At 70.8% G+C, this 22,893-nt stretch carries 22 protein-coding genes and 1 tRNA gene; 3 read left to right on the top strand and 20 right to left on the bottom strand.

What is annotated here, in order from left to right:
* Window positions 1–2 precede the first annotated feature (2 nt).
* Both AB5970_RS11660 and AB5970_RS11655 read right to left on the bottom strand, forming a co-directional pair.
* Window positions 3–1,490: a multicopper oxidase family protein gene (locus tag AB5970_RS11660; protein WP_370504113.1), complete on the bottom strand. Its 1,488-nt coding sequence runs from the start codon at window positions 1,488–1,490 to the stop codon at window positions 3–5.
* A 5-nt stretch (window positions 1,491–1,495) separates the two neighbouring features.
* Window positions 1,496–1,936 carry a hypothetical protein gene (locus AB5970_RS11655; protein ID WP_370504112.1) on the bottom strand — a complete coding sequence of 147 codons (441 nt, stop codon included), beginning with the start codon at window positions 1,934–1,936 and terminating at the stop codon, window positions 1,496–1,498.
* 159 nt (window positions 1,937–2,095) lie between these two features.
* On the opposite strand from AB5970_RS11655, the gene AB5970_RS11650 reads away from it, so the two are divergent.
* The gene (locus tag AB5970_RS11650; RefSeq protein WP_370504111.1) at window positions 2,096–2,608 is read left to right on the top strand and encodes a hypothetical protein; all 513 of its coding nucleotides are present in this window, start codon (window positions 2,096–2,098) and stop codon (window positions 2,606–2,608) included.
* 47 nt (window positions 2,609–2,655) lie between these two features.
* Window positions 2,656–2,731, top strand: a tRNA-Asn gene (locus tag AB5970_RS11645).
* Window positions 2,732–2,824: 93 nt separating this feature from the next.
* Here the strand turns inward: AB5970_RS11645 and AB5970_RS11640 are convergent.
* From AB5970_RS11640 to AB5970_RS11570, 15 genes are all read right to left on the bottom strand, one after another.
* The gene (locus tag AB5970_RS11640) at window positions 2,825–4,669 is read right to left on the bottom strand and encodes a BTAD domain-containing putative transcriptional regulator (RefSeq protein WP_370504110.1); all 1,845 of its coding nucleotides are present in this window, start codon (window positions 4,667–4,669) and stop codon (window positions 2,825–2,827) included.
* Between the two features lie 73 nt (window positions 4,670–4,742).
* Window positions 4,743–5,105 (bottom strand): hypothetical protein, encoded by a 363-nt coding sequence (locus AB5970_RS11635; protein WP_370504109.1) that lies wholly within the window; start codon window positions 5,103–5,105, stop codon window positions 4,743–4,745.
* Between the two features lie 184 nt (window positions 5,106–5,289).
* Window positions 5,290–5,541 carry a DUF4242 domain-containing protein gene (locus tag AB5970_RS11630; protein WP_370504108.1) on the bottom strand — a complete coding sequence of 84 codons (252 nt, stop codon included), beginning with the start codon at window positions 5,539–5,541 and terminating at the stop codon, window positions 5,290–5,292.
* 103 nt (window positions 5,542–5,644) lie between these two features.
* Complete coding sequence (locus AB5970_RS11625; RefSeq protein ID WP_370504107.1) at window positions 5,645–7,357, bottom strand: phosphate ABC transporter substrate-binding protein PstS; 1,713 nt, start codon at window positions 7,355–7,357, stop codon at window positions 5,645–5,647.
* Between the two features lie 370 nt (window positions 7,358–7,727).
* Window positions 7,728–7,856 carry a zinc finger domain-containing protein gene (locus tag AB5970_RS11620; RefSeq protein WP_370504106.1) on the bottom strand — a complete coding sequence of 43 codons (129 nt, stop codon included), beginning with the start codon at window positions 7,854–7,856 and terminating at the stop codon, window positions 7,728–7,730.
* Between the two features lie 56 nt (window positions 7,857–7,912).
* On the bottom strand, window positions 7,913–8,131 hold the full coding sequence (locus AB5970_RS11615) for a hypothetical protein (protein WP_370504105.1): 219 nt from the start codon (window positions 8,129–8,131) through the stop codon (window positions 7,913–7,915).
* A 219-nt stretch (window positions 8,132–8,350) separates the two neighbouring features.
* Window positions 8,351–8,854 carry a GNAT family N-acetyltransferase gene (locus AB5970_RS11610; RefSeq protein ID WP_370504104.1) on the bottom strand — a complete coding sequence of 168 codons (504 nt, stop codon included), beginning with the start codon at window positions 8,852–8,854 and terminating at the stop codon, window positions 8,351–8,353.
* A gap of 371 nt (window positions 8,855–9,225) precedes the next feature.
* Window positions 9,226–11,457 (bottom strand): esterase-like activity of phytase family protein, encoded by a 2,232-nt coding sequence (locus tag AB5970_RS11605; protein WP_370504103.1) that lies wholly within the window; start codon window positions 11,455–11,457, stop codon window positions 9,226–9,228.
* A 261-nt stretch (window positions 11,458–11,718) separates the two neighbouring features.
* Entirely contained in the window at window positions 11,719–13,431 is a 1,713-nt protein-coding gene (gene phoA, locus AB5970_RS11600) for an alkaline phosphatase (RefSeq protein WP_370504102.1), read from the bottom strand.
* Between the two features lie 174 nt (window positions 13,432–13,605).
* Complete coding sequence (locus tag AB5970_RS11595; protein WP_370504101.1) at window positions 13,606–14,016, bottom strand: nitroreductase/quinone reductase family protein; 411 nt, start codon at window positions 14,014–14,016, stop codon at window positions 13,606–13,608.
* Window positions 14,017–14,294: 278 nt separating this feature from the next.
* Window positions 14,295–15,665 carry a hypothetical protein gene (locus AB5970_RS11590; RefSeq protein ID WP_370504100.1) on the bottom strand — a complete coding sequence of 457 codons (1,371 nt, stop codon included), beginning with the start codon at window positions 15,663–15,665 and terminating at the stop codon, window positions 14,295–14,297.
* A gap of 130 nt (window positions 15,666–15,795) precedes the next feature.
* The gene (locus tag AB5970_RS11585; RefSeq protein WP_370504099.1) at window positions 15,796–16,770 is read right to left on the bottom strand and encodes a hypothetical protein; all 975 of its coding nucleotides are present in this window, start codon (window positions 16,768–16,770) and stop codon (window positions 15,796–15,798) included.
* Between the two features lie 168 nt (window positions 16,771–16,938).
* Window positions 16,939–17,559 carry an alpha/beta hydrolase gene (locus tag AB5970_RS11580; RefSeq protein WP_370504098.1) on the bottom strand — a complete coding sequence of 207 codons (621 nt, stop codon included), beginning with the start codon at window positions 17,557–17,559 and terminating at the stop codon, window positions 16,939–16,941.
* 44 nt (window positions 17,560–17,603) lie between these two features.
* The gene (locus AB5970_RS11575) at window positions 17,604–18,176 is read right to left on the bottom strand and encodes an NADPH-dependent F420 reductase (RefSeq protein WP_370504097.1); all 573 of its coding nucleotides are present in this window, start codon (window positions 18,174–18,176) and stop codon (window positions 17,604–17,606) included.
* 153 nt (window positions 18,177–18,329) lie between these two features.
* On the bottom strand, window positions 18,330–18,641 hold the full coding sequence (locus tag AB5970_RS11570; protein ID WP_370504096.1) for a YciI family protein: 312 nt from the start codon (window positions 18,639–18,641) through the stop codon (window positions 18,330–18,332).
* A gap of 141 nt (window positions 18,642–18,782) precedes the next feature.
* Between AB5970_RS11570 and AB5970_RS11565 the strand changes: the two genes are divergently transcribed.
* A complete protein-coding gene (locus AB5970_RS11565; protein WP_370504095.1) occupies window positions 18,783–19,400 on the top strand; it encodes a GNAT family N-acetyltransferase in 618 nt (205 codons plus the stop codon).
* A gap of 120 nt (window positions 19,401–19,520) precedes the next feature.
* Here the strand turns inward: AB5970_RS11565 and AB5970_RS11560 are convergent, their stop codons facing one another.
* From AB5970_RS11560 to AB5970_RS11550, 3 genes are read right to left on the bottom strand one after another with little or no spacing between them, the layout of a single operon-like run.
* The gene (locus tag AB5970_RS11560; protein ID WP_370504094.1) at window positions 19,521–21,107 is read right to left on the bottom strand and encodes a cellulase family glycosylhydrolase; all 1,587 of its coding nucleotides are present in this window, start codon (window positions 21,105–21,107) and stop codon (window positions 19,521–19,523) included.
* 32 nt (window positions 21,108–21,139) lie between these two features.
* Window positions 21,140–21,991: a carbohydrate ABC transporter permease gene (locus AB5970_RS11555; protein WP_370504093.1), complete on the bottom strand. Its 852-nt coding sequence runs from the start codon at window positions 21,989–21,991 to the stop codon at window positions 21,140–21,142.
* Complete coding sequence (locus tag AB5970_RS11550; protein WP_370504172.1) at window positions 21,981–22,814, bottom strand: carbohydrate ABC transporter permease; 834 nt, start codon at window positions 22,812–22,814, stop codon at window positions 21,981–21,983. Before AB5970_RS11550 ends, AB5970_RS11555 begins: the two co-directional genes overlap by 11 nt.
* Window positions 22,815–22,893 lie beyond the last annotated feature (79 nt).

Raw genomic sequence — 22,893 nt, 5'->3', positions numbered from 1 at the left:
GCTCACTCAGGGGCGTTGTCGGACTCTCCCCCGAGCACGTACGGGTCGGTCACGCCCGTGTACGCCAGGTGCGCCACGAGGCCCTGCTGGGCGTGCGGCAGGTTGTGGCAGTGGTCCATCCAGACGCCGGGGTTGTCGGCGACGAACGCGACCTCGTAGGTCTGGCCCGCGGCCAGCTCCAGCGAGTCGGCCCACCACGGGCTGCCCGTGGACGGCGTCCCGTCGCGCGACAGGACGAGGAGGTGGTGGCCGTGCAGGTGCATCGGGTGGGCCTGGCCGCTGGTGTTGCGCAGCGTCATCCGCACGACGTCGCCCTCGCTCACGACGAACATCGGCACGTCGGGGTAGGTGTGCCCGTTGATGGTCCACTGCAGGCCCGGGCGGCCGTCGACGAATCCGGGTCGGCGCCCGATCGCGTACGTGAACCGGCGGTCGACCGCGCGCGGGTCGAACCCCACGTCCGTCGGTGTGCCGTACGAGAGCAGGTCCAGGTAGGTGCGGGGGTCGTCGCCGTCGGGGGCGTCGCCGGACGGCCCGACGACCACCGAGAGCGACCCGAGGCGGACGCGGACCGAGGTGCCGTCGTCGGGCACCGTCACCTCGAGGTCGGCCCGCCCACCACCGGCGAGGACGACGGCCTGGGCGTCCACCGGCCCGGGCTCGTGGAGGTCCCGGCCGTCGACGGCGAGCAGCCGGAACGGCGCGCCCGGCACCCACGCCCGCAGCACCCCGGAGCCCGTGTTGACCACGCGGACCCGGACCCGGTCACCCGGCGCCGCGTCGGTGCGCAGGTCGTCGGTGGACCCGTCGACCGTCGGCGTCGACCCGTACCTGTGGACCGCGGCCACCACCTCGGCGGCGTGGTCGTCGGCGACCGGGTGCACCACGAGCACGCCGAACAGCCCCCCGCGCACCTGCGCGTGCGAGACCTGGTGCGAGTGGTACCAGTACGTGCCCGGGTGGTCGACGACGAACCGGTAGACGTGCGAGCCGCCCACCGGGACGGCGTCCTGCGTGACGCCGGCGACCCCGTCCTCGGCGTTGGGGACGTCGACGCCGTGCCAGTGCAGCGTGGTGCCGTCCGCGACCGAGCGGTTGACCAGCGTCACCTGGACGAGGTCACCCACCTGGGCGTCGATCGTCGGCCCCGGGGACGAGCCGTTGAGGGTGAACCCCGGCATCGTGCGCCCGCCGACCGTGACCGGCCCGGACTCGGCGGTCAGCGTGACGTCGACGTCGGGGACGCCGGCGGACGGGCCGGTGAGCTCGGCGACGCTCACGGTCGGCCCGTCCGTCGTCCCGTGGCCGTGCGGGCCCGTCGTCGCCGTCGGGCCGCCGCCGGTGTCCGGGTACCCCATGTCCATCACGGACGCGTTCGCCGGGACCAGGCTGGTCCACCAGAACCAGGCGAGCGGGCCGAGCACGAGCAGGCTCGCGACGACGCCGGCCACGACGCGGCGTCGTCGGCCCAGCGCCTCCCGCTCGGTCACGGAGGTCAGGCGGTGGCGGCGGCCGGGGCGGAGGAGTCGGTGGTCGCGACCCCTCGGGGCACGCGGGAGCCCGCCGTGATGGCGACCCCGAGGATCGCCAGGGCGTTCAGCCCGTGCAGGGCACCCACAGCCGGCACCCCGAACGCGACGAACGCGAGCGTGATCTGGAGCGCGACCAGCCCGAAGAGGATCAGGGCGTAGCGCACGGCGCCGGGGAACTTGGCGAAGAACGAGACGATGAGCAGGGCGAGCACGATGACCGGGATCACCATCATGCCGACCGTGCCGTGCAGCGAGTGCCCGATGTTCCCCTCGTAGTTCGAGTCGATGACGGCGCCGTCCTCGATCTCGTGGAGGGTGGTGAACCAGGCGTACGCGATGGCGCCCGCCTGGATGAAGACTCCGGCCGCCACCAGGAAGGCGAGCACCCGATATGTAGCTCTCATGACGCACCTCTCTCGATCCGTCGCTCTCCGAGAACGCGGTCGGGGGCGGCCGCGTCTGAGATCCAAGATCCTCGACCGGGCAATCTGATACTTGTGTCCTGGTTTGTCATCATGGCGGATCGGACGGGTCGCGCGGAACGCACGGGTACCGTTGAACAGGTGGCCCCGTTCTCCCGTCGCCGACTGCCCGCCGCCGACCGCACCCGCCTGGACCTCCGGGCCGGCGACGCGATCCTGGTGAGCACCGGGCTCACCGACGGACGCTGGGCGGTCGCGTCACGCCGGGCGCTGCACCTGCTGGGCACCGACGGGCCGGCCGTGCGCCACCCGTGGTCCGACGTCGACCACGGCTCGCTGGACCCCGCCACGCGCACCATGACCCTGCGCTGGGTCTGGGGCGAGACCGAGCGGCTCACGTTCGCCGAGGAGCCGGGGTCGTTCGCGTTCTCCCAGACCTTCCGCGAGCGCGTGCAGCAGTCCGTCGTGCATGCGCTGTCCGTCACACTCCCCGGCGGTCAGCGCGCCCGCGTGGTCCTGCGCCGCGACGAGGGCGGCGAGCTGTTCACGCAGGTCCTCGGGGATGCGTCCATCGACCTGTCCGACCCGGCCGTCGCTGCCGTCGTCGACGCCGCCGAGGACGAGGTCCGCGACGCCGTCGGACTCCCCCGCTGACCGTCCGAGGCACCCTCTGACGGCTGCTAGAGTTTCTTCCCGCACGATCCCTCGTAGCTCAATTGGCAGAGCATCCGACTGTTAATCGGACGGTTACTGGTTCGAGTCCAGTCGAGGGAGCCAGGACAACCGCAGGTAGGGCCCCCTCTCGAGGGGGCCTTCGTGCTGTCGTGCCCGATCGGGGTCGACCCGAGGCACGCGAGCCGGCTCTGATGGTCAGCGCTCGTCGGCCGTCGCCACCAGTGCGGAGAGCACCGGGTTGTCGATGTCGTCCGCCAGCAGCGCGGCCGCTCCGGCGTCCCCCCGGAGGCCCGAGGCGGCCTGGTGGAGCATCGCCCGCACGGTCAGCTCTCGCATGCCCGTCCGCGAGGCACGGTCGAGCATGGCGTCCGCCCATGACGCGGTCAGCGGGTGCCGGTGGCGCCTTCCGAGCTCGCACAGGGCGTCGAGGATGTGCACGTCGAGCCAGACGTACGGGTCGGCCACGCGGGTGGCGCGCGCTCGCGCGTCCAGGAGCACCGCGAACGCCTGGTCCACCTCGCCCAGAGCCTCGGCGAGCATGGCCAGCCCTCGGGCCGAGATCCCCTCCCAGCAGGGGTCGCCGATCTGGCACGCCCGCGCGAACGACTGCTCGAGCGCGCGGGCGGCGGCATCGAGGTCGCCGAGCGAGAGCCAGGCCTGTCCGAGCATGGCCTGGGGCCAGGGCAGGAACGAGAGCCAGTGGTCGCGCTCGGCGCGGTCACCGGCGGCGGCAAGGTGCTCCGCGGCCTCGGCCAGGTCGCCCCGGAGCAGGCTGACGCGGCCGAGCATCGACAGGGCGAAAGCCTCCCGCCGGGGCTCGTCCACGCCGCGCGAGGCCTGGACGGCGCCCTGCAGCAGGGAGACGGCGCGCTGGTACTCCGCGCGGTCGCTGGCCACGGACCCGAGGTAGGTCAATGCCTTGGCCCGGACCGAGGGCGACGTCGCGTCCTCGGCCAGCACCTGGGTCAGCGATCGTTCGGCCCGGTCGTACCGGGCGCGGAGGAAGTCGACGTAGCCCACCTCCGCCTGGACCCGGGTGATGGCCTCGCGGTCACCCTGAGCGACGGCGATGCGCTCCGCCTCGGTCAACGTCGTCAGGCCCGCCTCGTCCAGGCCGCCCAGCGTGTGGATGAGAGCCTCCGCGAGCACCAGTCGCGTCGAGATCCGGTCGCTGTCGACGCCGCTGAGGTCGGCGAGCCCGACGGCGTTCTCGAACGACGACACACCGGCCACCAGCGCGCCGGCGGAGACGGCGGCGACACCGGCCTCGGTCACCGCCTGGATCGAGACACCCGCGCCACCGCCTGCGGGCCGGGGCCCCTCCCGCATCGCGAGCAGCACGGGTGCACCGGGGCGTGAGCCGAGCTCCCGCTCGGCGACCGTGGCCCAGGCGTCGTACTGGCGCCGGGCGGCCTCGTCCTCGCCTGCCAGGCGGTAGAGCCGGATGAGCAGCGCCTGGTGGTTCTCGTCCAGAGGACTCATCACGGCAGCCCGGACGGCCAGGTCGCGCGCGCGGTCGAGGTCCCCACGGGCGAGGTGCCCGAGCGCGGCCTCGTGCAGGATCGACTCCGTGGCGGCCGCGATCCGACGGCGCTCGGAGAGCAACCACGACTCGAAGGCGTCGGCGTGCTGGAGGGCGAGGCCGTCGAGCAGGTCGTGGCCCAGGCCCGGGAGCTCGACCGCGGCGCTCCAGTGACCACGGACGAGCACCTCGACATCCACGGTGGCGCCGAGGGGTAGCGAGATCGTCACCGGGTCGCCGTCGAGGACGACCGCCGCGCCGAGCGCGCGCCGGATCTCCGCCAGGCACCATCGCAGGGCACCGAGGGGGTCGTCCGCCTCGGCGAAGAGCAGCGTGGCGAGCTGGCTGCGCGTGGGCGGCCTGTCGCCGAGCAGCAGGAACGCCAGGAGCGCCCAGCTCTTGCGGCTGCGCAAGCGGTACCCGGGTGCGCCGTCGACGTCGATGCGCGGCCGTCCGAGCAGCTGGACGACCAGCGTCGACGGCGGGATCCGAGCCGCCTCCTGTGCGCTCGCGCTCACGCCGAGCAGCCTTGCACACGGCTCAGGAGCGCGGGGTCTCGATCGGTCGGTCGAAGCCGGCCGAGTCGAGCCATCAGCCCGGTCCCGACGGGCGCCCGGGCCTGCCCGGGTCGCCGCCGACGAGCTCGAGCAGCCACGCGTGCTCGCGCGGGCCGAGCACCTCCAGGACGTGGGTGTGCACCAGACCGAACGCGCGCTGGCGGGAGATCTCCGTGCCGTCCGGGGCGATCAGTGCTGCGGCGGCGCCCGGCGCGGACTGCGCTGCCACCTCGGACATGGCCCGGAGCAGCCGGCGTTCCGCCGACGTGCCCAGCTCGGCGACGCGGTGCGCCGCCCGGTCGAGGACGTCAGCCAGCTCGGCCGAGGCGGGACGGACAGGCACCGCGCTCGGGAGCTGCGTGGAAGGGCTGTCCTGCGGGAGCGCGACGGCGGCCACGTCCTCTCGGAGAGGCGCCGGGCGTCCCTCGCGTCGGGAAGCCGTCAGCGCGTGAGTCGTCGCTCCGGCGTGCAGGTGATCCATGGTGGTGCGCCTTCTTCGTCGTCGTGCGCCCGGTCTGGGCGCGGCAGAGGAAGTCGGGCAGCGACGCGGCACGACGCCGCGTCGCTGCCGACCTGCTGGGTCAGGCACCCTCGGCGACGGAGTAGATCTCGTCGGCGACGAGGCCGTGGGCCTCGCGGTGCACGGCGGAGGCGGCCTCCGCGTCCGGTGCCTCGACGAGGCAGAAGATCTTGCCTGCCGCCTCGTCGACCCAGTACCGCACGTAGTTGACGCCGTAGGCGCCTTGGGTCGCCAGGTCGGCCTGGTGGGCCGAGGCGACGTCGCTCGCCGAGACTCCGCCCTCGATGGTGTGGGCGTCCATGAACAGGGCCATTGCACGTGCCTTCCGGTGCTCGGCCCGACGCCGGTCGTCGGGCTCGAGGCACCAGCAGACCGCCCACCCGTGTGACGGAGCGTGTGAGCCGGGAAGCGACGAGTCAGGAACTCACCAGCGTGACCGTGAGCGTCGAGCTGTACGTCCCCTCCAAGGTCACCGACGGCGCGACAAGATCGAGAGTGGCGCCCAGGGTCGTGGTGCCTCGGCCCGGCACCACGGCCTCGGCCAGCAGCTGCGTTGCCGACAGCCCGCTGCTGCCGGAGTCGGAGAGCATCGACGTCACTGACGGGCCGGCGTGGACCGTCAGGGGACTTCCGGTGTCGAGCGTGCTCGAGGGAGCTGCCGGCCGCCAGCCGAGGTAGGCCGCATCGATCACTCCCGGGAGCCCGGTGAAAGGCGTCGCCTGGACGTTGACCTGCCACGTCGTCAGGTGGTCGTCCGCCCGGGTGTCGGTGACCGTGAGACCCGCAAGCTCTGCCGTCGCGTGCACGGACGCGGCTCCGCGGGTGCCCGCCATGGCCAGGCTCGTCGCGCCCACCCCGAGCGTCAGACCGTCGACGGCCGGGACCGCCGGGACGGAGAGGTGCACCGACACGCCGCCGAGCGGGGCCGTGGGCACGCCGCAGGGATCTGCACCGACGGCATCGCACGGCGCGGGCAGAGGAGCGATCTCCGCGAGGTAGTTCCGGGCGAGGTCGCCGGCGACGAACGTCGGGTTGTGGCACTGGGTCAGGTCGCGGCCCTGCAGGTCGACGGCGGGGTCTGCGGCCTTGAGCTTGGCCAGCTGGTCGAACCCGGCCTGCACCAGGTTGAGCGGCAGCGGCGAGTACCCGTACGGTCCCGCCTCTGACTGCCCGTCGCACAAGGCGAAGGAGGTGAGGTCGGCCAAGGCCTGCCGCTTCGCGGTGGTCAGGCGCCGGTCCGCCGAGCCGACCGGCAGGATCATGTAGCTGTACGACGAGAGCGGGTACGCCCGCGGGTCGGCGTTGGCGTACACCCCCGTGAGCACCTGCGTGAGGTACAGCGGCGAGGACTGGTCCTGGTTGATCTGCACCTGCGTCAGCGCCACGGCCACGTTGTACTGCGTGGGCTCGACGAAGAACCCGGCCGTGTTCAGCAGCTTCACCACGGGGTAGCCCTTGTTCGTCGGGTACGAGTACTCGACGTAGCCGATCGTCCCGTTGCCCGCCGGGTTGGCGACGGTGTTCATCACCTGGTCCGAACCGGCCGCCGCCACCATGCGGCCGCTCGTCGGGAAGTACGAGGTCGCGCCGGTGCGGCCCTCGCGGCGCCAGATGTCCGGGTACACGGCATCGAGCCAGGCTGTGACCTGTCGAGTCACACCGGCTCCGTCGGAGCGCACGACCGGGATGATCGGGGTGTCCGGCAACGAGCGGCCGTTGTTGTCCGCCGCGATGGCCGGGTCCGCCCACGAGGTGATCGCCGAGGTGAAGATCTTCGCGATGGTCGGCCCGGACAGCCGGATGCCGGTGAGCAGCTTGCCGCCCTGCTCCAGGTGGTAGGTGAACGCCGTCCCGCCGGCCACGATCGGCACGTAGGCGTACTCGCGGCCGTTGGCGTTGTCGGGGTTCCCCAGCTCGTCGATCCCTTGGTAGGGGACCTCGGAGATGGCGAAGTCAGTGGTGGAGTTGGCGAAGTCCTTGCGCCCGGTGGACGACCCGACGCCCGAGTACGCCACCCTGATGCCGCGCGGCGCCACGTCGGCGATCCACTGGTCGAAGATCACCTGGCTCCACGTGGAGCCGGACCCCTCGATCTGGGCGTCGTCGGCCTGAGCCGGCGCCGTCGGCACGAGAACGGCGGTCAGACACAGGGCGGCGACACCGAGCCTCGCCGCTGCACGGCTGAGAAGAGATCGGCCAGCCGGTCGGACGGCTTGCGGGACCGGAGGGTGTGTCGAGCCGATCGACGCGGGGCGGCCACACAGTCTGAGCATGTGCACCGCTCGCACCCGTCCTTCAGTGGGGCGCCGACGCCGGCGCGCCTGTGAAGTTCAGCGGAAGGACCGAGCCCGTGAGTGGCCCGGCCGGGTCCGCGGGACGAACACCGGATGCCGAGACCGCGAACACGACGCGACGCCGTCGGCCTCGGGTGTGCGCGCAGTGTGGAGTCCGGTCAGGCCCCGAGGGAGCGCCGCCCCGACGCCTGCCCAGTCGCTCCAGTCAGCTCTTGCGCTGCGCCGCCTCGCGTCGACGCCGGTGGGGGTCCCGCTTCACGCGGTCGGCCGTGCGGCAGGACTTGCCCGGCGCCGCATGGCACCGGGGGCACTCGACATCCAGCGGCTTCGTCATGCGCCGGACCATAGACCAGGAAGGTGAACGGTTCCCTCCGGGCCAGACCACCATCTCTAGCTTGTCTGGCGCGAGCGCCCTCGCTCCCGCTCGGCGACGTAGGCCAGACGACCATCGGGCAGCACGGTCGTCTCCTCCGTCACGACGTACGGGACGTCTGCGGTGTGGTCTCCCCGATACCAGAGGTGCTCCCCGGCTGGGTGGCTCTCGAGACCGAGCAGCCCCACCTCGCCGTCGAGCTCGCCGCCGCGCGCGACGACCCAGAAGTGATGCACTCGTCCAGGTTGGCACCATCGGGTCGTCCAAGGGAACCCTGACGTTCGTCCTCTGTTCGGCGTCCACCTCCGCTGATCATCGCTCCACGCACGCTGGCGGATGAACGACGAGCGATCGACGAGGTCCTCGAGCTTCTCGACGACGTCCCGACCCGCAGACGTCGACGGGGTTCGTCGTGTCAGGGTCACTCGCACGACTTCGCCGGTGGGAGGCGGCGCTCAGTGCCCTGGTGCGTCGAACGCGGGCGCGAACCGCAGCTCGCCGCGCGGCGAGGGGCCCGAGAAGGTGACGTGCTGGACGATGGCGCGGTCCAGGTCGAGGTGCGACAGCGGCCCGTCGCCCGTGAAGCCCATCCGGCCGTAGATCGCCGGGTCGCCGATCAGCGCGCAGCCGCGCGCACCGAGCTCCTGCAGCCGCCGCAGGCCCTCGGCCACGAGTGCCCGACCGATCCCCCGCCGCTGCCGGTCGAGCCGGACGGAGATCGGCCCGAGCCCGAACCACCCGTCGTGCGACCCGTCGATCGTCACGGGCGAGAACGCGACGTGCCCCACGACGTCGCCGTCGTCCTCCGCCACCAGCGAGAGCGTCAGGTCACCGGACGCCCGCAGTCGTCGGATGATCGGCGCCTCGGAGCCGTCGCTGAACCACTGCGGCTCGAAGGCGGCGACGGTCAGCCGATCGATGACGTCGACGTCGTCTGGGTGTTCGGGTCGGATCAGCACCGTCGTCTCCGGGATCGCGGGGTGCGCCCGCGTCGGACGCGCTGGCAGCGTAGGGCCGGGTGGCGCGGAGCCGAAGCGGATTTGCGTCGGTGCGGCTGCATGAACGTCGGGCGGCACGACTCGGGCGGGAGCTGGACGAGGGAGCTCTCGGGTGGCAGCACGAGCGGACCCGTCCGGCTCTGGCTGCTCGGGTTCGCGTCGGGCACGTTCCTCGGGATCACCATGATCGTGACCGACGCGCGCCGACTGAGGTCAGGGCGTCGAGCGGCCGGCGTCGGATCCGCTCGGTAGCCAGGTGTGCGGGGCGTCATGGCCGACCGGCAGCAGGGCCGGCCCCGACGATCGTCAGGGCCGGCCCTCCCCCGTGGCGCCTAGCCCACCGTGGCTGCGGCGAGGTCCGGGTTGTCGCTGAACAGGCCGTCCATGCCCGCACCCACGAACACCCGGATCTCCCCGGCGAGGTCACCGACGGCGTTGGGGTCGGCGCTGCTGCGGAAGTCCGCCGGGAGGAACTGGTTCTCCCGGCGGAAGGTCCAGCCGTGCACCTCGAGGCCGACGCGGTGGGCGTCGCGGATGACCGACGTCGGCGCGCCGAGCGTGCCGTCGGCGTTCCGCGGGATCATCAGGTCCTTGCACAGCCCGACGCCGTCCGCGTACCGGGCGACCTGCGCCAGGCCCGCGCGGGTCACCAGGTCGCGGTAGCTGCGCGGGTCGCCGGCGGCCACGAGGTCGTACGGCGCCCCCGAGCAGTCGACCAGCTGGACGAGCCGGACCGAGGTCATCCGGTCCAGCTGCCGCAGGTTGCCGGTCTCGAAGCTCTGGATGAACACCGGCGCACGCCTGTCGTCCAGGCCGTTCGCGCGCAGCTGGGCCAGCAGCGGCTCCTCGAGCGACAGCCCGATCGAGTCGAAGTAGGTCGGGTGCTTGGTCTCGGGGTAGACACCGACCGGCTGCCCGTCGCAGGTCAGCGAGTGCCGCGCGAGGTCCAGCACCTCGTCGAACGTCGGGATCTCGTAGAGCTTGTCGAAGGCGGCGTTCGCCGGCCGGACGGCGGGGAGCCGCTCCTTGGCGCGCAGCGTCTTCAGCTCGGCGAGCGTGAAGTCCTCGGTGAACCACCCGGTCACGCTGCGCCCGTCGATGGTCTTGGTCGCCTTGCGCGCCGCGAACTCGGCGTGGTCGGCCACGTCGGTGGTCCCGCTGATCTCGTTCTCGTGCCGGGCGACGAGCACCCCGTCCTTCGTCGAGACCAGGTCCGGCTCGATGTAGTCGGCGCACTGCAGGATCGCCGTCTCGTAGGACGCGAGGGTGTGCTCGGGCCGGTAGCCGCTGGCGCCGCGGTGGCCGACGACCGTGACGTCGCCCGCCTCCGGTGCCCGCACCTGACGCAGGTCGACCACGTCCATCTCCGTGTCGTCCGGGGTGCCGGGGATGCGTGCGGCGTTGCCCGGGTAGTTGTTGTCGTTGGCGATGAGCAGACGGCCGTCGCGCAGCTGCACGACCGTCTCGAAGGACTGCACCGGCAGCGAGAACGGGTCGTCGGTGCCGTAGCCGTCGCCGGAGCCGAGGTGGTCCGGGTTCGCGATCTTCAGGGCGTCCAGCACGAGGGTCTTGCGCACGAACCCGTCGGCGTCGGCCTTGTCGAGGTCGATGCGGTAGACGCGCTTCATCACGGACGCCGCACCTTGGAAGTCGTCGCGCTCGATGAGCAGCAGCTCGTGCTTGCCGGTCATGAACGCGTCCCCGACCACGTTCGCGTCCTGGTGGGTCTGGTACGCCCAGGTGCGACCCGTGTAGGTGCCCGCGATCGTGTCGAACTCGGAGATCGTGCGCCGGCGCTGCACCGGGTCGTCGACGAACGCACCCTCGGTGATCGGGTACAGGTACCGGCCGTCACGCGAGCCCGCCATGGCCTCGAACCCGCGGCTCGCCCGGATCCGGGGCGTCTCGCCGACCTGCAGGTACGGGTTCTGCGGCGACTTGCCGGCGGGGAACGGCACCGGTGCCGCGAGGAGCTTGCCGGTCGGGTCGACGTGCAGCAGGAACGGTCCGAACTCCTCGCCGATCCAGAAGCTGCCGTCCTTCTCCCGCACGACGGACTCGACGTCGAAGTCGGCCCCGGTGAGCAGGCGCTCGGGCGTCGCGCCGTTGACGATCGGGAAGTCGATCCGGTGGTCCGGGTCGCGCAACGAGACGAACTTGCCGACGCCGATCGCGCCCTCCCCTCCGCCCGCGGTCTGCCAGCGAGGGGTCACGTGGTACAGGCGCAGCAGGAAGTCCGCGGAGTTCGCCTTGGTGCCGAACCCGTTGTCCGGCAGCGCCCAGAACGTGCCGTCGCCCGCGTCGACCACCCCGGAGAAGCCCGGGATCACCTGGCCGGCGAACGGACCCTGCCGCCCGTTGGCGGGCGTGGCCAGAGCGCCGGACGGCGGCCCGGGCGCGAGAAAGTCGGCCGACAACGTCGCGCGGGCGACGAGGGTCGGCTGGGTGACGGTGTGCCGGCCGGGACCGGCTCCCCCGCGATCACCGGCCAGGGCCGGCGTCGGGGCGAGGAGGGCGGCGGTCACAGCCGCCGCGAGGACCGAGAGTGCTGCGGTGCGTCTCATGCGGACGAGCGAACCCGGCGCAGGAGGCGAGTGCCCGACATTCCGGAAAGGTCCGGATGACTTCCGTGTGAATCTCCTGTGACTGCGCTGAGCGACGACGAGCCGCACGAGGGCGACGTCGCTTGCGAGCGCCCGGCTCGCGGCGGTCGGCTGACCCCTCGCCGACGTCGAGGAGCAGCCGGGAAGAAGCTGCAGGCATGATGCCTGCGCGCACGCACGAGTGGCGCATCCCCGGGTGCGGGATGCGCCACTCGTGCGAGATCAGTGGTTCGCGATGGTGACCGCGACGAGCTTCTCGGTCGTCTGCCCGTCGATCCCGACGGCGTCGATCTTCAGCGTGTACGACCCGTTGGGGTAGTCGCGCGTGTCGAGGACGAGCGTCGGGCGCTTGCCGGCCTGGGTGCTGCCGGGCGCCTTGGTGTTGTCGGTGATCCAGGTGCCGCCCTGGTTGAGCTCGATGTAGGTGTAGCGCGGCTCGGTGTCGAGGGTGACCCGGACGGTCTGCCGGCCCTTGAGGACCGCCCCGTCGGTGACGTTGACGTTCTGGACGACGGGGGCAGCCGGCGAGGGTGCGGCCGGGTCGAGGCGCAGGGCGTCGCGGATGGTGAAGAAGAGGTCCGTCTGGTCGGTGAGGCCGACGACGTTCCCCGCGCGCGGGCCGTACGCAGCGATGCGCACCTGGGTGCCGGTGTGGTCCTGCGAGCCGCCCACGTCGGCCGTGCCGTACGCGACCGTCATCGGCTTGCCGTCCGCCGTCAGCAGCGTGCGGGTCAGGCCGGGCGTGAGGGTGTTCGGGTAGACGATCTGGCTCGAATGGCCATGGTCGGCGGTGAGGACGACGAGCGTGTTGCCGTCCTTCTTGGCGAACGCGAGGGCGGCCTGCACGGCCTCGTCGAGGTCCACGGTCTCGCCGATCTGCCCGCACGGGTTCGCGGCGTGGTCCTGCTTGTCGATGCTCGCGCCCTCGACCTGCAGGAAGAAGCCCTTCTTCCCTCCCTTGAGCAGGTCGATCGCCTTGGTCGTCATCGCCGCCAGGGTCGGAGAGGTGGGAACGTACGCCGGGTTGGGCGTGCAGGTGACGGCCGGCTCGGTGCCACCCGTGTGCGTCGCGAGCGGGCCGACCCAGCGGGTGGCCATGTTCCCCGGCGCGAACAGCCCGAGCACCGGGGCCGACTGATTCGCCTGCGTGACACCGGCGAGCCCGGCGGCGTCCGTCACCACCTGGAAGCCGCGGTCCTTGGCCTGCTGCAGCAGCGTCTTGCCGGCCCACGGACCCGCGACCGCGGTCTCGTTGAACGAGGTGGCGCCTCCGCCGAGCGCGACGTCCGGGCGGTTGCCGATCAGCTGCTCGGTGATCGAGCCCAGGCCGCCGTTCTGCAGCGCGTTCGTCGGGCACTTCGTCGTCGTCACCGTCGGCGCGTAGCAGCCGCGGTCCGTGACGTGCGAGACCAGGACCGCGGGCGTCGCGTCCTGCAGCTCCGCGGTGCTCACGTCGCCCGTGCGCAGGCCGTTGGCCCGCGCGATCTCGAGCAGCGTGCGCTGCGGAGTCCCGGCGACGTCGACCGAGATGGCTCCGTTGTAGGTCTTCGTTCCGGTGGCCCACCCCGAGCCCGAGGCCGCGGAGTCCGTCACGTAGTCCGGCTTGCCGTCCGTCTTGTCCAGCGCGTAGGTCGTGTACTGGCCGGTCAGGGGCAGGGCGTCGATCCCCGCGAACCGGCCGGCCGCACCGAGGGCGTAGTTGCGCGCCACGGTGATCTCGGAGTCGCCCATGCCGTCGCCGATGAGCAGGATGACGTTCTTCGCCGGCCCGCCACGCAGCTGGTCGCGCACGGCTGCGGTCTGGTCACCGGTGAGACGGCGGGCGTCGCCGTTCCCCGTCAGGCTGCCCGACGCTGCCCACCCGGTCGCGGCCCCCAGCAGGAGCGCTCCGCTGACCACTGCCACGCCCAGCGGGCGCAGTGCTCGTATCCCCATGGCTGAATCCCCTCGAACCCTCGTCGGTCGCGTGCCGCGACGACTCGTCGCCTGACGAGTCGACCGGGTGAAGATGGCCGGAAGGTGAGGAATGGGTGAGCACGGGAGAAACAGGGCGGGTCCGGCGCTCGGCCACGGCCGTGTGCACCCGTGTCGCGCCAGAGGTGCGGAGGTCTACCGCCGCGCGAGGCGCAGCACGGGGATCGTGCGCGACGTGCGCTCCTCGTAGGCGCGGAACCCCGGCGACCGGGCGGTGAATCGGGCCCAGGCCTCGTCGCGCTCGGCACCGGTGAGCTGCGTCGCGTAGACCGGCACGGAGCCGTCGTCCGGAGTCTCGATCTCGACGTCCGGGTGCGCCAGGAGGTTGTGGAACCAGGCCGGGTTCTGCGGAGCACCGCCCTTCGAGGCAGCCACCAGCCACGCGTCCTCGCCGTCGCGGATGCCGGCGACCGGGCTGACACGCTCCGTGCCGGTCCGGGCGCCGCGATGGTGCAGCAGGACGAGACCCTTGCCGAACCCGTTGGTGGCGACGACGCCGCCGTTCGCTCGGAACTCGTCGATGATCTGCTGGTTCCAGTCGCTCATGGGCACAGTCTCAGCCCGATCCGACCGCCATGCGCGACTTTCACGGATCGAGGCCCGTCGCCTGCCTCCGGCCGGCATCGGAGGCGTGTTGCCGCCGCCGAGTCCGCTGGTCCCGGTCGAGACCGACGTCCTGCCGCGACGCGATCCGTCTGGCCGGCGGCCTCGGTGTCGTCATGGTCGAGGCCGCAGCCAACGGCAGCGCGAAGCCTCGACCAGTTCGTGCGTGGAGGTCGGGCGATGCTCAGCTACCCGTCCTCAGACGGCGAGGCAGGCCCGGCTCAGACGACCTCATGTTCGGCGAACTGCAGTATCAGCTTCGCGGGCGGAGCAATCACAGCCCCAGCGGCCGGGAACTGGGCCTGGACCGAGAAGACGCTCGCTGGAAAGACCGAGGGCGGCAGCTCGAAGTCAAAGCCCACCCCAACCGCCATGCACGTCTTGAGAAAGACAGCCACCTCGTGACTCACCTCTATAGGAGCAGGTTGATCGTCTTCCCCGGTCAAGACCGTCCCCGCCAAGGCTTGTTCGACGGTGCCGAGCTCAAGACAACGCATCGCGTAATCTATCCGCCAGTAGTCCAGGTCCAGGAGGCTAGGAACGGGAACGCTGGCGACAGCACCCGAAGGGGCACGAACCAATGTGATCGGCGCGGGTTCCGCCAGGGGCGGCGTGAGCGCAGACGGGTCGAACGTCTGCGCCGGCTTCATCTGACCCTGGGCGAGCCGGCTCGCATGATTGATGCAGGCGTTGAGCAGCTTTGTGTACCCGGCGATGGCATCCTGCAGGACCGCGACGGAAGGTAGCTGGTCAAAGAAGTGAGGGTTGCGGAGCGCAAATGTCAGATCGTTGCGCACCTGGGTGAAGTGAAGTTTCTGATCGCGGGTGTCCCGGAGCGCGAACTCGAAGTTCTCCTGATCCTCGGGGGTGGGCAGCGGCAGCGGCAGCGTGTCATACGTCGCCACCTCGGTCTCGTACGCAGCAGAGCTCGCCAAGGCGATCGTCGGAAAGTCGCGGAACCGAGGGATGAGCTCCTCCACGCTCGTGATCGGCGCCACCGTCGGCCCGCTCCCGGCCTCTTGATACATCGTTGCCTGGAACTCGGACCTGGTCGACGAGCTGGAGCTGGCGGTAGCGAACTTGCCCTTGAACTCGCCGGCAACGGCAAGTCCGTTGTACTCAGCCTGCAGGCTGAGCGCCAGATCAGTCTGCGTCTGGACCGAGACGGACGTTATCCGGATCACGGTATAGAACTCGCCGCCTGTCTGCTGGCCCCGAACGAAACTGTCGCCGAATGCCGTGGTGAATTCGTCGAATCGATTGGTGTCGAGCAGGTTCTGCGCTGTCTTGCTCACCTTGAAGTTTGTTCCGCGCAGGAACGGGTTCCGGACGATGCACTTGGCGACAATAAACGTCGAGGTGGAGTTGAACTGCGTGCTCTCACTAAAATCCGCCTTGGCCGACGCCTGAAAGAATCCATACCTCCCCTGAGCCTCAAATGACATCCCCAGGGCGTCGAGGAGTTCCTCGTGTGAGTTGACGATGCTGATCGAGGCGAAAACCTTCTGCGCGGCGGCGTACTCATTGACCTCGACGTCAAAGTCCTCGAGCGCGGTGCCTACGGCAAGGCCGGAGCCACTGTTGTACCCCATCCCTATAGTCTCGTCCGACGAGACGATACGACGCACTTGAGGAACATCGGGCACGAATCCACCCCTTCGTCGTCAGGACTGCCCCCGGCCCGCGGAAGATGGCGCCGAGCGCAGGGTGCTCATTGGAGTACTAGAACCTGATGTTCAGCTGCGACTCGACGACGGAGGCCGGCGTGCACACGCCATGCTTGATGGGATCGCCGGGTGACGCGCTGCCCGACCCCCAGTAGAGGCCGACGACTCGCGTGAAGCCGCCATCGTCCTGGGCGACGACAACGGAGCCCGAGTCGCCGCTGTCGCCGAAGATCACAGTCTGCGGAAAGTCGATGTGCACCTGGAGCTGCCCGGTCAACGTGCGGGATGTGCTGGAGCCTACGGGGGGCATGTCGACGTACTCGGCAGTCACGGAGAACAACGTGCCCGACACCCAGCCGAAGGTCTGCCCCGTCGTTGCCCCGCGCTTCGTCACATGCACCGCGTGGGTCACCTCCATCGTGCCGAATGCCGGACCGATCTCTTTGATCTCGGGCACGGAGTCCACGTCGAGCCGACAGATGGCGGCGTCGACGACCCCGCTCGCGGTCGTCTCGGGGAATGCCCACCGCTCGAGCCTGCCTATCGGGTCACCGGGCAGCACGCCGAGCAGCCCCGGCGGCGGCTGGACGATCTCGTTGCCTTGGGCGCGCAGGATGTCATGGCACAGCACGTGATGGTTCGACAGGCCGTAAAAGATGGAGGGATCGGATGCGTCGCTGACGATCGCTCCGAGCGTGCCCACGAAGTCGCTGCCCATGAGATGGAAGCGTGACGCGGCCACCGAGACGCCCCCTTGGAGGGGCCGTTCTCGGTCGGTGTCCGGTAGCGACCCGGTGATCTCAAACACCCGCTGGATGATGACCACCGGAAACGGGAACGAGGCCGAGGCCTGGGTCACCGCGTCCGGGACATCCTCCTGATCGAAGACGAAGACCCGCAACGCGAGGTCATCGGGGTCGGGTGCGTCTTCGTCTCGTACGCCGATGTCGCAACCGGTGATCAGCCCGGCCTCCAGGAGCGGTCCCTCGAAAAGCTCCTTTGCGGAGAGCACCTCTGGGGGAATGTCCATCTGCGCCTCGATCCCGTGACGAGTGTCCCCATACTCGTCCTGAGCCCGCCGACTCGGCAACGGCTCCCCGGGGCGCACGCCAGGGCATCGTCGTGGCTTGTCCGGCGGCAGCAGCAATCGGGACTGCTAGCGCGCTCCTCAGCGCCGGGGACCCGGGTGCTCGTGCGTCTACGAGGTCCGCTCCGCGAGGAACGCCCGGACGTCGGCGAGCTCTCGACCGTCGATGCCGTGCCCGAGGCCCGGGTAGACCTTCTCGACGAGCGTGCTGTGCGCGGGGAGCCACTGCGTGGTCCGGTCGATGGCGTGCTCCGCGATGACGTGGTCGTCGGCACCCCGGCCCCAGAACACGGGCGGACGGCTGCGCGCCAGCTCCTCGTCGACGGGCTGCTCGGCCGCCTGGACGAAGCCGCCGAGGACGACCGTGGCCCGTACGCGGTCGGGACGCGTGCGCAGCAGCTGCGTCGCCATCAAGCCACCCTGGGAGAAGCCGAGCGGGATCACGGGGGCGTCCGCACCGAGGTACTCGTCCACCCACGCCCAGATGGCGTCGGTCGCGGTGGCGACCGACGCCGGATCCGGGCTGCCGGGTGTGACGACCGGGAACCACGCGAACCCGCGGGGCGAGAGCGCGAGCGGCGCCCGCAGCGACACCCACGGCAGAGTGTCCGAGACGAGGTCGCCCAGTCCTGCGAGATCGTGCTCGTGCGAGCCGAACCCGTGCAGCAGCAGGACGGTCCCTGCTGCCGTCGTGGCGCGATCGTGCGCGCGGACTGCGGTCAACGTGCTCATCGGTCAGGAGCTCCTCGGTGGTCGGTCAGGTGCGGTCGGGGCGGTCAGAGGACGCCGAAGCCGCCGGTCCACGCGATCTTCTCGCCGACCGCGAGAACGAGCTGCTGGAAGCCGATCGCCTCGAGCTCGTGCGCGCGGGCGAGCGAGCCGGCGTCGAGGGCCTTGACGCCACCTGCCTCGACGGCCGCGATCAGGGCGGACTTCGCGTCTCTGTCGTCGCCGGCGACCAGGACCGTCGTCCGCGCTCCCCCGACCTGCTTCGAGGACAGCGTCGCGGCGAACGTGGTGTTGAACGCCTTGAGCACGTTCGACGACGGGAGCTTCGCGGCGATCTCCGCCGCGGCGGAGCTTCCCGCGGGCACCACGAGCGCGTCGAACGTCTCGAAGTTCAGGGGGTTGGTGATGTCGACGACGGTCTTGCCGGCGAGCTGGTCGCCGTAGCTCGCGACGATCGCATCGACGGCGCCGTACGGCACGGCCAGGATCACGGTGTCGCCCAGCGACGCCGTACCGACGTCCTCACGCGTGATGTACGAGACGTCGTTGCCGCCGTCGGCCAGGACCCCGCCGATCGCGTTCGCCATGCTGCCGGTGCCGATGATGCTGAAGCTCGCCACGGTCTTGCTCCTCGCTCGTGTGGATTACTTGTACCTACAACTAAGAACCGTACGCTTCAATAGTTGTAGGTACAAGTGTTCCGCGCCGGTGTGACGCGTTCCACACGCCTGCGAGTCCCGCGCCGCGGGGAGCCGCAACGGCGGCCTCGTCGGCTATCCCATCGCGAAGGGAGTGACCTCGTACACGTCGATCTGGCCGCCCATCGCGGTGTGCGGGTGACCGGCGAGGAGCGCCTGCGCGGCGTCGTGGCTGTCCGCCTCGATGATCGAGTACCCGCCGACGGTCGGATCGGCGTCCGCGCTCGCCGGCTCGGTGGGATCGCCGAAGTCGACCATCGCCGACCCCACCCGGTCCCGCCAGCCGAACCACGCGGCCGACATCTCCTGCATCTGCTCCGGCGTCGGCTGCGGCATCGCTGCCATCGCCGCCGGGTCCGCCCGGTAGATGAGCAAGTAGTGCGACATGGCGAGCTCCTTTGCTGGTCCGGTGTCCGACATCTCCCAGTATGGGACGCCATGCCCACCGCGGACCTGCCTCGAGGACGCCGAGTGGGTCAGCCCGGGAACAGCGTTGTCGGGTCGATTCGGCGCCGCTATCGTCGCGAGATGGACGATCGGGACGTCGTGGTCGACGGCTATCGGATCGAGCCGCTCAGTCCCGCGACCTGGGACGCGTTCGCGGACCTGGCGGAACGGCACAACGGCGTCTGGGGCGGATGCTGGTGCACCTACTTCCACCTGTACCCCGACCCCACGGAGGAGCGCCGTGCGCTCGGCCACCGCGAGTTCAAGCGCCAGCTCGTCGAGGCCGGCCGAGCCCACGCGGCGCTGGTGTTCGACGGCGACGTCGCGGTGGCGTGGGCCCAGTACGGCACGGTCGACGAGCTGCAGAACATCCACCACCGCAAGGAGTGGGAGCAGGGGCTCCAGCGGCGGCCGGACTTCCGGATCACCTGCCTGTTCGTCGACCGCGACTACCGGCGCAAGGGGATGGCCTCGGTCGCGGTCCGGGGTGCGCTCGCGCTGATCGCCGCAGCGGGAGGTGGGCTGGTCGAGTCGTACCCGCACGACCTGCCGCCCGGCAAGAAGACCTCGGCGTCGTTCCTCTACAACGCCACGCGGACGATGTACGAGGAGCTCGGCTTCACCTACCAGCGCCCCAAGGGCAAGGGCAACTGCGTGATGACCACCGAGGTCCCGGCCCTCGCGAGCACGTCGTCCTGACCCCGCCGAGGGAAAGGGTGGGGGCGTCCGCAGGCCCCCACCCTCGCCCCGTGCTGCCGGAGGCACGGACAGCACGCATCGCTCGGGTCGCCCGACCCACGAGAGGTCGTCGTCCCTCGGCTAGTGGACGGAGATCCCCCGCAGGGAGCTGGCTTCCCGGGTGGCTCGGACCCGCAGCACATGGCGACCCGCCGTCAGGGCGAGCCCCTCCCAGCGCCCGGGCGCGGCGGAGGCCGACCCCAGTGACACGCCGTCGAGGTCCAGGTCGGGCGCGGAACCGTCGGCCGTGACCTCGACCGTCGCAGTGCGGCCCTCGTCGACGTGGATGTCGTACGCGACCCACTCGCCGGCGTCCAGGTCGACGACGACGTCGTGCTCGACGGCGCCGGGCCGCCCCTCGACCAGGTCGAAGTGCAGGTCGGCGTCGGAGTCGTACCGCAGGGCCACGCCGTCGTCCTCGCGGAGCCCCGTCAGCGTCGTGCGCGCGCGGACGTGGTGCGAGATGCCCGGGCCGCGGAAGGAGAAGCCCATCGCAGGCAGCTGGACCGGCACGCGTCGCAGCAGCGCGTTGACGATGGTCGGGCGGTGCACGCAGGACTCCAGCCGCATCGCGTCGACCAGCTGCTCGAGCGTCGACCACCCCTGGTCGGGCGAGGGCTTGCGACCCGTGCCGGCGGCGTAGGCCACCACGTCGGCCCAGCCCTCCGGCGGCGTGATCGAGTACGGCGACGTGGCCGTGTCGATCTTCTTCCAGGTCCAGAAGTTCCACGAGATCCGGTGGTCCTCGTAGAGCTGGAACGCGGTGGCGAGCCAGGCCGGGTTGTTCTCGCCGCCCTCCCCCATGTACACCGGCAGGCCGAGCTCGCGACCCGTGCGGACGAACCGCTCGATGCTGGGGAAGTCGGGGGCGGACCAGTACTTGTGGAACTGCAGCATCGAGTTGTCGTCCCAGACCTCGGTGAAGATGCCCCAGTTCGTGGACCAGTGGGTGCCCTCGTAGATGAGGAGGTGCGCCGGGTCGACCTGGCGGATCGCCGCGGTCAGGTCGAGGTAGAGGCCGACCAGCCGGTCCGCATACAGGTCCTGCCACTCGTTGGGCAGGGGTTCGTTGAGCAGGTCGTAGCCCGCGACGACCGTCTCGCCGGCGTAGCGGGTGGCGATCGCCCGCCAGAGGTCGACGGTCCAGGCGCGGTAGCGGTCGTCCTCGAAGAGCTCCGGCCGGTTGTTCGGGGAGTCGTCGATGTTCGTGCCGGTCTGGCCGCCGGGCGCGCCGTGCAGGTCGAGGATCACCCAGAGGCCGTGCGCCCGGCACCAGGCGATGGTGCGGTCGACGAGCGCGAAGGCGTCATCGCGCAGGGCGCCCTCGTCGTCGAGCATGAGCCGGGAGTTGATCGGCAGGCGGATGTGGTCGAACCCCTCGTCGGCGATCGTCGCGATGTCGGCCTCCGTGATGAAGGCGTCGCGGAACCTCCGCCAGAACTCCTCTGCCCGGTCGGGGCCGACGAGGTCCCGCATCAGCGCCTCGATCTCGCGGGGAGACTGCGGGCCGCCGTCGAGACCCCACATGTACCCCTCCGGCAGGAGCCACGTGCCGAGACCCACGCCGCGCAGCAGCAGAGGCCGGCCGGCGCCGTCGACCAGCGCTCCCCCGCGGGCGCGCACGAACCCGTCGTAGGTGGCCGGCCCGCGTCGGGTGGGCGTGGTCATGGGTGTCCTCCCGGACGAGGTGGTGGGGGCGCTCACTTGAGCCCGGACAAGGTGAAGCCCTGCACGATGTAGCGCTGGAAGATGACGAACACGACGAGGATCGGCACGACCATCACGGCCGCGCCCGCCATCTGCAGGGACGGGTTGGTGGCGACCTGCTGGTTGAGCAGCGCCAGACCCACGGACAGCGTGTAGCGCGACTGGTCGCCGGCGATGACCAGCGGCCAGAGGAAGCTGTTCCAGCCGGCGATGAACGTGAGGACCGTCTGCACGGCGAGGATCGGGCCGGACATGGGCAGCACCAGGGACAGGAAGATCCGGACCTCGCCGGCCCCGTCGATCCGCGCGGCCTCGAGCACCTCGTCGGGGATCGTGCTCATGAACTGCCGGAACAGGAAGATGCTGAACGCGCTGACCAGCGTGGGCAGCGCGATGCCGACGAGGGTGTTGGTCAGGCCGATCCGGGCCAGGACCAGGTACGTCGGGATCATGGTGACCTGGATCGGGATCATCATCGTGCTGAGCACCAGCGCGAACAGCAGGCCGCGGCCACGGAACTGGAACTTGGCGAACGCGTAGCCGGCCATCGCCATGAGCAGCAGCCCCACGAAGCCGATCGCGACCACCACGAGGGTGTTCACCAGGTAGCGCCCGAAGTCGAGCGTGGTGAACAGGTAGCGCACGAACTCGAGGGTCGGCTCGGCGGGCAGGAGCCGTGGCGGGTAGGCGACGGCCTCGGAGCGGGGCTTGACCGCGCTGAAGATCATCCAGAAGAACGGCAGCGCGGTCACCGCGGCACCGACGATCAGCACGAGGTTGGTGACCAGCCGGGACGGGGTGCGAGTGGTCCGCCGCGGTTGCACGGGACGCGTGTCAGTGGTCATCGGAGCCTCGCAGGCGCAGCTGGACCACCGTCACCACGGCGATGATCACGAACAGGACGAGCGACCCGGCGGAGGCGAACCCGAACTGGTTGTACCGGAAGCCCTGCTCGTAGATGTACAGGGAGATCGACGTGGTGGCGTCGTTCGGACCGCCCTGGGTCAGCACGTACGGCTCGTCGAAGAACTGCAGCCAGCTGATGACCGTCGTGACGGTGACGAAGAAGATCGCGAACCGCAGCAGGGGCACGGTGATGCGGCGCGTGCGCTGCAGCTCGGTGGCCCCGTCCAGCTGGGCGGCCTCGTCGTACTCGTGCGGGATCCCCTGCAGCGCGGCCAGGAAGATGATGATGTTCAGGCCGGTGGCCCGCCAGACGGCGACGAGCCCGACGGAGAACCTCGCCCAGCCGGGGTCGGACAACCACGGGACCGGGCCGAGCCCGACCAGGGAGAGCAGGTAGTTCAGCAGGCCGAACTGGCTGTTGTAGAGGTAGCCCCACACCAGGGCGACCGCGACGATCGCGGTGATCGCCGGCAGGAAGTAGAACGCGCGGAGCGTCGCGGCGAGCCGTCCACCACTGCGGTGCAGCAGCAGCGCGACCGCGAGCGAGGCGAGGACGATGACCGGCACGCCGACGACCGTGAACAGGCCGGTGGTACGCAGCGCGTTCCAGAACTGGGGGTCCGAGACGAGCCGGCGGTAGTTGTCCAGACCGACGAACGAGACGGTCGACGGGTCGGCGAGGCCGCTGATGTCCATGTCGGTGGTGCTCACCACCCCCGCCACGAGGATCGGCAGGACGGCGAACGCGACCAGGACGACCATCGCGGGAGCGACGAACGCGTAGGGAACCCAGCTGCCGCGGCGGCGGCGCGTCGGGCGGGTGACGGGTGGCGCCTGGGGG

This window comes from Cellulomonas sp. ICMP 17802, assembly GCF_041295535.1.
Taxonomy (GTDB): Bacteria; Actinomycetota; Actinomycetes; order Actinomycetales; family Cellulomonadaceae; genus Cellulomonas.
This window is presented reverse-complemented; position numbering and strand designations above follow the sequence as displayed.

Coding starts and splice junctions, on each gene's coding strand:
- AB5970_RS11560 (WP_370504094.1), bottom strand. CDS start 21,107: ATGACCACGCCCACCCGACGCGGGCCGGCCACCTACGACGGGTTCGTG.
- AB5970_RS11590 (WP_370504100.1), bottom strand. CDS start 15,665: ATGGGGTACAACAGTGGCTCCGGCCTTGCCGTAGGCACCGCGCTCGAG.
- AB5970_RS11550 (WP_370504172.1), bottom strand. CDS start 22,814: ATGGTCGTCCTGGTCGCGTTCGCCGTCCTGCCGATCCTCGTGGCGGGG.
- AB5970_RS11655 (WP_370504112.1), bottom strand. CDS start 1,936: ATGAGAGCTACATATCGGGTGCTCGCCTTCCTGGTGGCGGCCGGAGTC.
- AB5970_RS11565 (WP_370504095.1), top strand. CDS start 18,783: ATGGACGATCGGGACGTCGTGGTCGACGGCTATCGGATCGAGCCGCTC.
- AB5970_RS11580 (WP_370504098.1), bottom strand. CDS start 17,559: ATGAGCACGTTGACCGCAGTCCGCGCGCACGATCGCGCCACGACGGCA.
- AB5970_RS11555 (WP_370504093.1), bottom strand. CDS start 21,991: ATGACCACTGACACGCGTCCCGTGCAACCGCGGCGGACCACTCGCACC.
- AB5970_RS11585 (WP_370504099.1), bottom strand. CDS start 16,770: ATGGACATTCCCCCAGAGGTGCTCTCCGCAAAGGAGCTTTTCGAGGGA.
- phoA (WP_370504102.1), bottom strand. CDS start 13,431: ATGGGGATACGAGCACTGCGCCCGCTGGGCGTGGCAGTGGTCAGCGGA.
- AB5970_RS11620 (WP_370504106.1), bottom strand. CDS start 7,856: ATGACGAAGCCGCTGGATGTCGAGTGCCCCCGGTGCCATGCGGCGCCG.
- AB5970_RS11630 (WP_370504108.1), bottom strand. CDS start 5,541: ATGGCCCTGTTCATGGACGCCCACACCATCGAGGGCGGAGTCTCGGCG.
- AB5970_RS11605 (WP_370504103.1), bottom strand. CDS start 11,457: ATGAGACGCACCGCAGCACTCTCGGTCCTCGCGGCGGCTGTGACCGCC.
- AB5970_RS11570 (WP_370504096.1), bottom strand. CDS start 18,641: ATGTCGCACTACTTGCTCATCTACCGGGCGGACCCGGCGGCGATGGCA.
- AB5970_RS11595 (WP_370504101.1), bottom strand. CDS start 14,016: ATGAGCGACTGGAACCAGCAGATCATCGACGAGTTCCGAGCGAACGGC.